11 protein-coding genes are annotated in these 11,840 nt (G+C 52.4%); 7 read left to right on the top strand and 4 right to left on the bottom strand.

What is annotated here, in order from left to right:
• Positions 1–65: 65 nt before the first annotated feature.
• The gene (locus tag ACOOGA_RS03890) at positions 66–449 is read right to left on the bottom strand and encodes a GntR family transcriptional regulator (protein ID WP_417460399.1); all 384 of its coding nucleotides are present in this window, start codon (positions 447–449) and stop codon (positions 66–68) included.
• 177 nt (positions 450–626) lie between these two features.
• On the opposite strand from ACOOGA_RS03890, the gene ACOOGA_RS03885 reads away from it, so the two are divergent.
• Entirely contained in the window at positions 627–2,141 is a 1,515-nt protein-coding gene (locus ACOOGA_RS03885) for a hypothetical protein (protein WP_417460398.1), read from the top strand.
• On the opposite strand, the gene ACOOGA_RS03880 is transcribed toward ACOOGA_RS03885, so the two are convergent.
• Together ACOOGA_RS03880 and ACOOGA_RS03875 are read right to left on the bottom strand one after the other, a co-directional pair.
• Positions 2,125–3,342 carry a pyridoxal phosphate-dependent aminotransferase gene (locus tag ACOOGA_RS03880; RefSeq protein WP_417460397.1) on the bottom strand — a complete coding sequence of 406 codons (1,218 nt, stop codon included), beginning with the start codon at positions 3,340–3,342 and terminating at the stop codon, positions 2,125–2,127. The genes ACOOGA_RS03885 and ACOOGA_RS03880 overlap by 17 nt on opposite strands.
• A 91-nt stretch (positions 3,343–3,433) precedes the next feature.
• Positions 3,434–4,936, bottom strand: a complete 1,503-nt coding sequence (locus ACOOGA_RS03875) for a PQQ-dependent sugar dehydrogenase (protein ID WP_417460396.1) — start codon at positions 4,934–4,936, stop codon at positions 3,434–3,436.
• A 166-nt stretch (positions 4,937–5,102) separates the two neighbouring features.
• On the opposite strand from ACOOGA_RS03875, the gene ACOOGA_RS03870 reads away from it, so the two are divergent.
• The 4 genes from ACOOGA_RS03870 (at position 5,103) to ACOOGA_RS03855 (ending at position 8,200) form a co-directional block, all read left to right on the top strand.
• Positions 5,103–5,570 carry a GAF domain-containing protein gene (locus ACOOGA_RS03870; protein WP_417460395.1) on the top strand — a complete coding sequence of 156 codons (468 nt, stop codon included), beginning with the start codon at positions 5,103–5,105 and terminating at the stop codon, positions 5,568–5,570.
• 33 nt (positions 5,571–5,603) lie between these two features.
• Positions 5,604–6,023 carry a VOC family protein gene (locus tag ACOOGA_RS03865; protein ID WP_417460394.1) on the top strand — a complete coding sequence of 140 codons (420 nt, stop codon included), beginning with the start codon at positions 5,604–5,606 and terminating at the stop codon, positions 6,021–6,023.
• Between the two features lie 112 nt (positions 6,024–6,135).
• Positions 6,136–7,707 (top strand): ATP-binding protein, encoded by a 1,572-nt coding sequence (locus ACOOGA_RS03860; RefSeq protein ID WP_417460393.1) that lies wholly within the window; start codon positions 6,136–6,138, stop codon positions 7,705–7,707.
• Positions 7,708–7,735: 28 nt separating this feature from the next.
• Positions 7,736–8,200: a hypothetical protein gene (locus tag ACOOGA_RS03855; RefSeq protein ID WP_420429490.1), complete on the top strand. Its 465-nt coding sequence runs from the start codon at positions 7,736–7,738 to the stop codon at positions 8,198–8,200.
• Between the two features lie 36 nt (positions 8,201–8,236).
• On the opposite strand, the gene ACOOGA_RS03850 is transcribed toward ACOOGA_RS03855, so the two are convergent.
• A complete protein-coding gene (locus tag ACOOGA_RS03850) occupies positions 8,237–9,529 on the bottom strand; it encodes a cystathionine gamma-synthase family protein (RefSeq protein ID WP_417460391.1) in 1,293 nt (430 codons plus the stop codon).
• Between the two features lie 245 nt (positions 9,530–9,774).
• On the opposite strand from ACOOGA_RS03850, the gene ACOOGA_RS03845 reads away from it, so the two are divergent.
• Positions 9,775–11,013, top strand: coding sequence for an MFS transporter (locus ACOOGA_RS03845; RefSeq protein WP_417460390.1), 1,239 nt, complete (start codon positions 9,775–9,777; stop codon positions 11,011–11,013).
• A gap of 33 nt (positions 11,014–11,046) precedes the next feature.
• Complete coding sequence (gene yaaA / locus ACOOGA_RS03840; protein WP_417460389.1) at positions 11,047–11,820, top strand: peroxide stress protein YaaA; 774 nt, start codon at positions 11,047–11,049, stop codon at positions 11,818–11,820.
• The last annotated feature ends 20 nt before the right edge of the window (positions 11,821–11,840 follow it).

The following is an 11,840-nucleotide window of genomic DNA, read 5'->3' as shown; positions in this document are numbered from 1 at the left end:
TTTTCAATGTCCCTCTATTATCTGGTTTAATTGAATTAGATGTAGGGTCAGGCGGTAAGGCTGCATTACCCCCCACCATGGGCTTGCATCGCATGCCCGAAGGCGATGCGTATCTCACTGTCGGTGGCTCCTTCGGTCCTGCAGGCTGTAACTGTGGCAGTTATCTGCTCCAGGACCCATGCGCTCATGTCTGTCTTGCTGTTCTCAAGCGCTGCCGGGTGAATGAATGTGCCTCGATACCCCTTGGTTTGAATGACACTGTCGCGCTCTAGCAGCCTATAGGCTTTGGCGACGGTTTTATTGTTCAGTTCCAGATCGTTTGCCAGTTGGCGGATTGAGGGCAAGGCGTCGCCGGGTTTAAGATACCCGTCCTTAACCGCATCCTTGATTTGCTCAATCAACTGGGCAAACAAGGGTTCCGGGCTGTCTATGTCGACCTTGATTTCCATTTCTCGCTGTCTTTGTTTTGTTGTTCCATATGTACCGTGTATGCTAAGGGTACATATGGAACATATGGGTTACAAGCAAAAAGTGGATCGTTTGTTGTTCAATATGAGTGGCTCTAGCGCGAGAGCCATGAAGCTGATATCAAGATCATATTGAATTCAAGGGGTTGAGGGACGCCGGTGTTTGGGAAATTTTTCAAGAAAAAGAACAAGCCTACCGCACTTGATTATGAGATTGCGGCGCTGGCAGCAGAGTTGGGTGTGGCATCCAAAGGAAAACCTGTGGCGCCAGGTGTGGCGCGGGACCTATTGAAGTCTCTTATGATGCGGCAGGCTGACCTGCTTGTGCGCACAGAGGAAGGCCGCGGCGCCGCCGTGCTGTATAAGTTTGCGGCAAGGCTCTCTGGCCAGACGGTGTCCGATGCCTTGGGGCAGGGAGATAAACACTCACTGCTGCAGCGCGGTTATGCGTTGATGGGCAGCGGACAGTTTGAAGATGCTAAAACGACGCTGGAGGCAGCTGCAGCACGCTACCCGGAGCACCACCGTGTCCACGCGTCATTGGCTGCTGTTCTTGAAAGGTTGGAAGGGGAGGGCGCGGCATTAAAGGTGATGCAGGACTTCTACGCCCGCAAGCCGATGAAGTTGAAAGCCGCAGCGCAGAATCCGTCAAACGCGCCTACGTTGATGTGCCTGTATGGGTATGATGGTACTAGGTACAAACTTGCATCCAACGGGGATGGCAGCTTCCAGAAGTTCCGCCGGGGCGGGCATTTCATGCTGCGCTACCTTCTGGACAAAGCAAAATTCAATATCCATCATTTTACGGTTTCAAACGGCAACCTAGATACCTACACGGTCCCAACCCCGTGCGACCTGATTGTCAACACAGTGGCAGACCCGGATGTTGAAATGGCGTCGCTTCGCACCATTCAGGCGTTTATGGATCGTACGCCAAACGTACCGATCATCAACCGGCCAGACCGGGTGATCGAGACAACACGAGACCGCAATTATGAACGCCTGAATAAGATTGATGGTATTCGGTTCGCGAAAACACAGCGCTTTACCCGCGAAGGGCGTGATGAGCAATCATTGGCCATCCATGTTGAAGATATGGGCTATAGCTATCCTCTTATCGTGCGCGAAACCGGCACGCATACGGCTGTATCTACTGAGCTCGTGCATGACCGGGATGAGTTGGCCCGGTATTTCAATCAAAGTGAAGGTGATAGTTTCTACGCGATTGAATTTATCGAGAACGCGTCAGAAGAAGGGCATTACACCAAAATGCGCTTCTTCTACATCGATGGGGTTATGTATCCGGTCGTGCATCATATTGACGAGGTCTGGAATGTTCACGGCAGCAACCGTAAGACCTTTATGGCTTCGCATCCCTGGATGCTGGAGAAAGAACAACAATTCCTCGCTGAACCCAAATCTGTGATTGGTGAAGAGAACTATAACCGTTTGCAGGCGCTTCATGAACTCATTGGGCTGGATTTCTTTGGTGTTGATTTCACCTTGCTGGCGGACGGTACGATCCTGATTTTTGAATTGAACCCTGCCATGCGGCATAGCTTTACGCACGCCAAGACGTTTTCGTACATGACGATCCCCCTTCAGCGTATCTCAAACGCCTTTGAAGCCATGGTTAGGAAGCGTGCAGAGCCGACGTTCAAGGGAGGCGACTAAAAACGCCAAGTGCCCGGTCAAAAGTGGACTGCTCACAGCATAAAATCATGCGCACATGATCCTTGCTTTCGGGCCCGTAAACACCGCCGGGGATGGTGGCGAGGCGGTGTTCATCCATCAGATAGTTTGAAACTTTGTGGCCAGAGCCTTTGCCTTCTTCCGCAAAATGATCTGGTATCTTTTTTGCGAAATTTGCGACATTGGGGAAAGCGAACATTGCTCCCATAGGTTTCCGAGGCCAGCTAAATCCTTTTACTTCGGGCAGCGCTGCCATTAGCTGTTGCGCACGATTGCCCAACATATGGCTCATATCATCCATCCACGGGTCAGCGCTTGCATCTGATAACATGCGCATGCCTATACGCTCAGAAAGGATGTTGACACCAAGGTAGATGAAGTCATGCAGTTTAGCCGCCAAATCTATGGCTTCGGCTGGGCCACAAAGCCAACCTGTCCTGAGCCCGGGAACGCCATATTTTTTTGAAAAACTGTTGATCATCAAGGTGCGGTCTTCGAGCCCAGACCATTGCCGTGCAGGTTGGTGTTTTCGCCCAAACGCCATGCTGTCATACACCTCATCGTGAATGATCCAGCAGCCATGCTTATGTGAGGCTTCCGCAATGGCGCTCAGGTCCTCATCGCTTAGAACGTATCCTGAAGGGTTTTCCGGTGAATTGACAATAAGCGCTGATACGCCGTTAAGTACATCGCCTGCTGCAGGCAATGCGTTTACGTATTCATCTGTGGCCGCATAGCGGGGCAACACTCTAAGTGTGCGGCCGAGCGCCTTAATTGCACGACTGTAAAGCATATAGCTGGGGTCTGTCACCGCGACGGCGCCGTTTTGGTTTGTTGTCGCAAGGATTGCGAGTGTGATCGCTTCCACACCACCATGTGTGATCAGGACCTCGCTTTCCGGGTCAATCTTCATGCCGTGGCGTCGCCAATAGTATGATGCGATGCTTTCTCTCAGTTCCAGCATACCGCGGTTTTTCTCATACCGCTTGCTGGAAGCAATAAAAGCGTCCCAATTGAGGTCGTTGGCCTCGATGGCTGCTTTGCTGGTTGCAGGTGGGCCAAAGGCCGGTTCGCCAAATGCGAGGTTGATGGTGCCGGGTGTTTGGCGTGCACGTTCAGCCATTGCTTTGGTCGCATATTCGTCCAGGGCGGAAAGTTCGTCACTTAGGCTTGGCTGGGGCACGGTTTCACCTTTTGGCTCAATTGGTTGGCTCTAACAGCTTATTAGTGGGTGTTTGGGATAGGGGCAACTTTATGCCTCTCGTAGCTTATTGCTAATCAAGCGATAGCAATAGATAGGCGGCAAGCGCTTCTCTATCGCTCGGGCTCAGATGGTCATATGTGGGCATTGGGCCGGGCGGCGTGTTGATGAGCTGTACAATGCCTGCTGCATCGTAGCGAGCCTTCAGGTTTTTAAGCTCCTTGACCTGTACACCCTCCGGTGCGTCAGCCTGCATATGGCAAGCTGCACACCCATTCTCCCGGAAAAGGGACCGTCCGTCCTCAATCAATGCGGCGCGAGCGTCGGCGGACACGTCAGAAAACGGCGCGGATGAAGGCGTTTCCGCTGCCTGTGCGGATGTTCCGACAGCAATCTCGCCCCAACCCACGCGGTAGATGACACCAGTATAGTCGTCAGAGATATAGATGGCACCATCCGGGCCCTGAGCGATATCGACGGGGCGTCCGATCACGTCCTCATTCTGCTCAAACCCGGTGAGGAAATCTTGTTCGGTGACAGACCCATCAGAACCAAAATGCAAGGTAACAACCTTGTACCCAACGAGCTTGCTGCTGTTCCAAGAGCCGTGCAATGCCACGAGAGCAGCGTTTTCAAACCCGCGTGGAGATTTTGTGCCAGACAGGAACCGCATACCAAGTGGTGCCCGGTGCGCTCCAAATCCGTGTACAGGGGCGCGGGAGGCTTCAACCCGGTCTTGATTGTCGTTGCCAAAGTCCGGGTCTGAAACCTTGTCATCATAGGCATATGGCCAGCCGTAGTCGGCACCGTCTTCAATAAGGTTCAGTTCGCAATTTGGTGTGTCGTCGCCCAGCAGGTCGCGTCCATTATCAGTGCCGTATAGCTTGCCAGTTATAGGGTGCCAGTCAAACCCAACGGTGTTCCTTAGGCCTGTGGCAAAGACGTTGGCGCCGCTTCCATCTGCTTCCATGCGTACCATGGTGGCCCGGTATGGATGGTCTTCAATACAGACATTGCAGCTTGAACCGGTGGATACATAGAGCTTGCCGTCCGGGCCAAAATCTATTGTCCGGGTGCGGTGATTGCCGCCGGGGGGTAGGCCGCGGAAGATAACCTCAAGCGGGCCGGCTTTGCGCTCGGTAGCGTTATAAGGCGCACGGGAAATGCGGTCCGTTTCAGCGACATAGATATAGCCATTGGAAAGTGCCAGGCCGTGTGGGACGTTCATGTCGCTGAATAGTGTCGTCCGCCCATCCGATACGCCGTCACCGTCTTCGTCCTTGTGAAGGAGGATTACATTTCCTTCTCGCATGCTGGTGACCACAATATCGCCTGCGTCTGTTACGCGCATCATGCGGGCATGCGGGACGTCTCTCGCAAATATACCAATGGTAAAACCGTTGGGTAGTTTGAACCGGTTTTTCAGGTCATCGGGTTTTGGCGCTTCAACTTGCTTTCCGGTGAGGAAATCAAGAAACGGTCCCTTGGCAACGAGGTTTTCTGGCCACCAGATCCATAAGCCAAGGCCAGCAATAATGATGATGGCAGCAAAGCCCGACAGTAGTTTCTTGAGCATTGAGGGTCTCCCTGACCTTTAATCCCGTTCTCCTAAAATTGCGCTGATTGAGACTGGTGTCCAGCACTCATGCCAATCATGTGATCGCATCACTGGACAAAGGGCGCTTTAAAGCTGTAATCGGGGGGCTATATTCAAGTCTGCATTTGTAGCAAAGGAAATGTGAATGAGTAAAAGCGATATTTATGCAGAAGTAGCGGCACAGATTGACGTTGTATTGGACGGTGAGCCGGACCAGACCGCACGGATGGCAACGGTCAGTTGCTTACTGTCGCTCGCGTTCCCGGATAGTTATTTCTGGACCGGATTTTATGTTGTTGATCCGCAACGCGAGAACGAGCTTGTTGTTGGGCCGTATCAAGGCACACTTGGCTGCCTGCGTATCCCATTCGGGCGTGGTGTTTGCGGTACAGCAGCAGCAGAGCGAGTGACGCAGGTGGTTGCAGATGTGCATGCTGTCCCCAACCATATTGCGTGCGATAGTCGTAGCAAATCAGAGATTGTTGTGCCGGTTTTTGACCAAGCTGGTACCTTGATTGCAGTTTTCGACGTCGACTCTACCGAGAAGGGCACCTTCGATGATGTGGACAAGGAATGGCTTGAACGCATTCTCAACAACGTATTTGCTGCGTAAACCGTTACAAGACTGAACAGACACAGGACCAAGATGAAATATTTACATACGATGGTTCGGGTTCGAGACCTGGATGAATCCCTCGATTTTTACTGCAATAAACTTGGGTTGAAAGAAGTAGGCCGCAAGGATGTGCCTGCTGGCCGGTTCACGCTTGTGTTCCTTGCGGCGCCCGGTGATGAAGATGCTCAGGTGGAGCTGACCTACAATTGGGATCCGGAAGAATATGCAGGCGGGCGAAATTTTGGTCACTTGGCTTATTTAGTGGATGATATTTATGATATATGCCAAAGGCTTATGGACGCTGGCGTGACCATCAACAGGCCGCCGAGAGACGGAAAGATGGCTTTTGTGCGTAGCCCGGATAATATTTCGATTGAACTATTGCAGCATGGAGAAGCCTTGCCTGCAAAAGAGCCTTGGGCCAGTATGAAAAATACCGGAGAGTGGTGATCGGGTCCTGCAACTTTTGATGGGCCAAAGATATTTATTACGAGTGTTAATGAAGTTTTTAGTCTTCGGATGCTCAATATAGGTAAAGCTGGATTAGTTGAGGGGATAATCTTTGCAGCTTCATTGGTCTGACAGGATCTCGTTTAAGCTCGCGCGGACGGCGGTTATTATCGCTTTTGCGGTTGGCCTCGTCCTTTCTGCAGGTCAAGTTTACCTCGATTATCTGGAAGAAGGCGGCATTCTGGCCCAGAAGGTCAACAAAAGCCTTCAGGTGGCAGAAAAAGCCGCAACGCGGGCGGTGCTAATTCTCGATAGTGACCTAGCGCAAGAGGTTGTCTCCGGCCTAATGGAATATGAATATGTGGCAGAGGCTGCTATTCTTGACGACCATGGTTCTGTGCTTGCTGGAAACCAGCGGGATACCAGTTCTTTCGGCACGGCTAGCGTGAATTACTCACGCTATTTCATCAACGATACAGCAACGTATAATTTCCCGCTTGCGCTGCCGGATACCATGGCTGAACGCCCCGGTAGCCTGCGCGTTGTGATTGACCGTGCAGTTGGGCTGCAGCCGTTCTTTTCGCGTGCTGTGACCACATTCCTGTCGGGTTTTGTCCGCAACCTTCTTTTGGTGATGCTGCTTTATTTCGCTTTCCACCAGGGTCTGACCAAACCGCTCGCACAGATCGTTGAAAAAATTTCCAGCATTAACCCCGAGCATCCCGGTGAGCAGCGTATCAGTGTTCATCGCCGCCACAAGAAAGATGAACTGGGGCTGCTCGTGGGCCAGATCAACCTGTCTTTTGATGCGGTTCAGGTTCTGCTCGATAACCTTCGTTCCACCAACAAGGCGCTCTCTTCGTCTGAGGAGGCTTTGCGGAAGCGTTCGTGGGAGTTGGAGCAGGAAGTTGAGCGCACGAAAAAGACATCTGTTGAGCTTATCGTCACCAAAGAGCAGGCTGAAGCTGCAAACCGTGCGAAAAGTGTGTTCCTTGCAAACGTAAGCCATGAGCTGAGAACACCTCTTAACGCGATTATCGGTTTCTCCAGCATTATGGCAGACCAGATGTTTGGTCCCATTGGGCATAAAAAATATCGTGAGTATCTGCAGGATATTCGTTCCTCTAGCGAACATCTTTCGGACGTGCTGGGCGAGGTGCTCGATCTCGCTAAAATTGAGGCAGGGCAGTTTAAGATGGAAGAGGAAGAGGTTGATATGGTCAAACTCTTCCATGAGAGCAACGCGCTCGTCTCCGGTCAGGCAACACAGAAAGGTCTGCGGATCGAGGTGGAAGTGCCTGAGAGTTTGCCACGTGTGAACGGCGACCGCCTCCGCATCAAGCAGAGCGTATTGAACCTGCTTTCGAACGCCGTGAAATTTACCCCGGATGGGCGTGGGAATGTAAGCCTGAGCGCCAGTATCGAAGACGATGGACGGATGGCGATCAAGATTGCCGACAAAGGCATCGGTATCCCGCGTGAAGAGCAAGACCTCGTCTTCTCGCCTTTCATGCGCTCAGCCTCAGCGCTTAGCCGCAGCCACGAAGGAACGGGCCTTGGTCTGTCGCTCGTCAAGGCGTTTGTTGACATGCATGGCGGAGATATCATTCTGGAGAGTGAAGTGGATAAGGGGACAACCTTTACTATCTTCATGCCTGCGGAGCGCGTCTTGAACGCCACGTGATCGTGGTTTTGTCCGTAGGGGGGCTATCGTGAAAATACGAATGGCGCTGTGTGCAGTGCTCCTTACCTTTTCGCCAGTTCAGGCTTCAGATGACACACCAGAGGCTGTCGTGCATGCGCTTTTTGACGCTATGCGGGCTGGTGACGGTGCTGCGGCACGTGCACTCGTGAATTCTGGTGCTGCGCTTGAGCGGCTGCAGGCGGACGGTAGTATCAAGGCGGGCAGTTTTGAGAAATGGACAGCGTGGATCGATGCACAGTCGCCTGGCGATGCGGATGAGCAGATTTTCAATCTGGAAACTTTCAGCTCAGTTGCGGGGCTTGCGACAGTTGCGGCACCTTTTGTCATCCACTATAAGGGCGAGCTTGTGGGGTGTGGCGTGAACCAGTTTTCGCTGGCACTAACGAGTGAGGGCTGGCGCATTATCCACGGCATAGATGTGCCCCATATTGGGGACTGCACAACCTATCGCGATGAGGTGGAGGGCCAGTAAGCCCGACTAAAGCTTGGTTCAGCCGGGCTTGATTTGTTAGACAGCGTCGAGCGCTTGGGTAAGGTCAGCGATCAGGTCATCTGCATTCTCGACACCAACGGAAATCCGAAGCATCGATTCTGAGATGCCAAGGCGGCGTTTTACGTCATCCGGTACGTCGGCATGTGTCATGGCGAAGGGGTGTTCCATCAGGCTTTCTGTTCCACCAAGGCTTACTGCAAGTTTGATAATCTGTAGCGCGTCTAGCACCCGGAAGGCCGCAGCTTCGTCACCGTCAATGTCGAACGCGAAAGTAGAGCCAGCGGCGCCTGCGCATTGTTCCTTGAAGATGCGGTAGGCTGGCTCGTCTTCGGTCAGGAAGCCAAGGTAGTGCACTTGTTTCACTTTGGGGTGCTCGCGCAAAAACTTCGCAATTTTCTTGGCGTTATCTGCCGCTGCAGTCATGCGGAGCTTGAGGGTTTCCAATGAGCGCATGATCAACCAGCCAGTGTGAGGGTCACACATGGTGCCGAGGATGGTCCGGAAACCCATGACAGGTGTCATTTTTTCCATATTGCCAACAGCCGCACCAGCAACAACGTCAGAATGGCCCGCCACATATTTGGTCAGTGAATAAATGACAATATCGGCGCCATGCTCAAGCGGCTTTTGCCACACTGGCCCGAGGAACGTGTTGTCTGTCATGATCACAGGGCGATGGCCGGTTTCGGCGCCAAGAGCATCGGCCTGATCACGGCATGCATGCAGGTCGATCAGGCCATTGGTAGGGTTGGCGGGGGTTTCGGTATAAATCACTGCAACACGGCCGAGTTTTTTCGCGGCCTCTAGCGCAGGTGCGAGCGTTGGTTTGTCACCGCCTGCGGTAAATTCGACAGATTTTATGCCAAACTCGGGCAGGATATTCCTGATAAGAAACTCCGTGCCGCCATAGATGGGGGCTGAGTAGACGATCACATCACCGGGGCGCAGGTAAGCCCACAGGCAAGTTGAAATCGCAGCCATTCCGCTCGAGAATGTCAGCCCTTTTTCTGCATCTTCCCAAAGCGCCAAGCGGTCTTCAAGAACCTCAAGGTCTGGGTTATTGATGCGGGAATAGATGAGGCCGGGCTCTTCGCCTTCTGCTGCTTGTCGTTTGCCGTAAGCCAGCTCAAAAAACTCTTTACCGTGCTTGGCACTTTCAAACACAAATGTTGAGGTCATGAACACAGGGGGCTTGAGCGCACCTTCCGATAATGCCGGGTCATAACCATATCCCATCATTTGTGTTTCAGGGCTAAGGCGATGATTGCCAATCATTTTCTTGCGGTAGTCTTTCCGGCTTGCGGTCATTGGGGCATCCTTATGAAGTTTTTCTTATCCATGGTGATGGATTATCTTTTGCGCTCTTGTGCCTTGAAAAAGACGCATCCGCAACCGGATTTTGGAATGGTTTCCATTAATTGAAATGCAATTTTCTGAGGGCTGAAGCGGGAAGGCGGAAATTGCAAGCGAATAACCAAACTGTGCAAGCATGGCGCTTGATTAATCATTCCTGCAGTGCTTTTGTGGCGGCGGTTCTTTGGAAGGAAACATGTATGTCAGGTGCCCCCGGCGATCAGCGGAAAGACGCAAACAGCTTCTGGCAGACCCATCGCAATGTCATCGTGCTGATGATTGCTCAGGCATGTTACCTGGCCTGCAGCATGACTGTTGTGACATACGCGGGCCTTGCGGGGCAGGCCCTTGCTGTAGACAAGGCGTTATCAACCCTCCCTGTATCTCTCACGATTTTGGCGACTGCGTTGTCTACGGGGCCAATGTCTATTCTGATGCAGCGTACGTCCCGGCGTTTTGGTTTTCGCGTTGGGGCGGTGTCTGGCCTGGCAGGGGCAATGATCGCGGCCTATAGTGTCTATTCAGGCAACTTTCTCGCGCTCTGTCTTGGAACGGCCGCGTTTGGGCCTTTTCAGGCTAGTGCACAATATTTCCGGTTTGCAGCCGCTGAAAGTGTTCATCCGTCCAAAGCGCCGCGGGCAATCTCGCTTGTGCTTATTGGTGGGCTTTTGGGGGCGCTTATAACACCAAGCCTGACCCGCATGTTCAACGAAGCTTTCCTGCCTGTGAACATGATGGGGGTGTTTATTTTTACAGGCGTTATGGCAGCTATCGTTCTCATTCCTACCGCTTTGCTTCGCCCGCTAGATAAACCTCTGGAAACGGAGGAAAAGACGAGCGGTGAAGGCACGGGGCGCCCGCTCAAAGTAATATGTAGAGACCCTGCTTTTATCGTCGCGGTGCTTAATGGCGCGCTTGGCTACGCGATGATGAGCTTTGTGATGACCGCAACACCGCTTGCAATGAAGGTTTGTGGCCTTCTGGATCAGAGCCTCGATGTTATTCAGGGGCATGTTATCGCCATGTTTCTGCCCAGCCTGTTTAGCGGAGCACTCATTCAACGGTTTGGCGTTTTGCCAGTGCTTCTGGCTGGGCATGCATTTTTTGCGATCGCGTTTATCACGGCCCTTTCGGGTGTGGAGATTGCCCAGTTCTCCATCTCTTTGGTGGCGCTAGGTATAGGTTGGAACCTTTGTTTTGTTGGCGGCACAACGCTCTTGACCCGCGTTCATACAGATGCAGAAAAGGGCCGTGTTCAGGGCTTGAATGAATTCTTGGTCTTTGGCACGACGGCGGTAGCCTCGCTGTCCGCCGGAGTTATTCTTGATCAGTTTGGATGGCGGATTGTCAATCAGTCAGCATTCGTTATGCTAACCATCGCTGCCGGGGTTACGATCATGTGGGGTATCCTGGCGCGCCAAAAAGCGGCGGCTAGCTAATGTTGGTGTCAGGAAAGTTTTGAGGGAGTGGAAATGCTTGTAGTTATATCGCCTGCAAAAAAGCTGGACTATGAAAGCGAAAATTTCGCGATTTCAAACGATGTGCCACGTATGCTTGATCAGACAGAAATGCTGGCAAAAAAAGCAAAACGCCTTCGTGCCGCAGACCTCAAGGCGATGATGGGAATCTCTGATGCTTTGGCGGAGTTGAATGTTGCTCGCTTCAAGGCATTCGAAACTCCCTTCACATCTGCGAATGCAAGACCTGCAATCGACGCTTTTAAAGGCGATGTTTATATCGGGATGGATGCGCCGACCATGTCGAACGAAGACCGCAACTATGCCAACGAGCGCATCCGCATTCTATCCGGCCTCTATGGGCTTTTGCGCCCGCTGGACCTTATGCAAGCCTACCGGCTTGAGATGGGGACCAAGTTTGTTACCCGGCGCGGAAAGGACCTTTACACTTTTTGGGGCAATCGCATCTCGAAAGCGCTGAACGAGGACTTTGCGGACGATGAAGACCCTGTTCTGGTGAACTTGGCGTCGGGCGAGTATTTCAAAGCGGTTCAGCAAAAAGCGCTGAAGGCGCGGGTGATAACACCGGTTTTCAAGGAAGTGAAAGATGGTCACGCCCGGGTCATTTCATTCCTTGCAAAAAAGGCGCGAGGCATGATGACGCGTTATATCGTTGATGGCCGCATAAATGACGTGAATGCACTCAAGACGTTTGATCGTGAGGGCTACCAATATGATGAAGCTGCATCAACAGCCACAGAATGGGTGTTCTCTCGTCCCCAGCCGTAGGATTAGGCAACACTATCGAA

Source organism: Kordiimonas sp. (assembly GCF_965216265.1).
Classification (GTDB): Bacteria; Pseudomonadota; Alphaproteobacteria; order Sphingomonadales; family Kordiimonadaceae; genus Kordiimonas.
The sequence above is the reverse complement of the archived record's forward strand: the minus strand, read 5'-3'. Positions and strand labels throughout refer to the sequence as shown.

Excerpts from the sequence above, each read along its gene's own strand:
- ACOOGA_RS03890 (WP_417460399.1), bottom strand. The coding sequence starts at position 449 with ATGGAAATCAAGGTCGACATAGACAGCCCGGAACCCTTGTTTGCCCAG.
- ACOOGA_RS03875 (WP_417460396.1), bottom strand. The coding sequence starts at position 4,936 with ATGCTCAAGAAACTACTGTCGGGCTTTGCTGCCATCATCATTATTGCT.
- ACOOGA_RS03870 (WP_417460395.1), top strand. The coding sequence starts at position 5,103 with ATGAGTAAAAGCGATATTTATGCAGAAGTAGCGGCACAGATTGACGTT.
- ACOOGA_RS03865 (WP_417460394.1), top strand. The coding sequence starts at position 5,604 with ATGAAATATTTACATACGATGGTTCGGGTTCGAGACCTGGATGAATCC.
- ACOOGA_RS03850 (WP_417460391.1), bottom strand. The coding sequence starts at position 9,529 with ATGACCGCAAGCCGGAAAGACTACCGCAAGAAAATGATTGGCAATCAT.
- ACOOGA_RS03845 (WP_417460390.1), top strand. The coding sequence starts at position 9,775 with ATGTCAGGTGCCCCCGGCGATCAGCGGAAAGACGCAAACAGCTTCTGG.
- yaaA (WP_417460389.1), top strand. The coding sequence starts at position 11,047 with ATGCTTGTAGTTATATCGCCTGCAAAAAAGCTGGACTATGAAAGCGAA.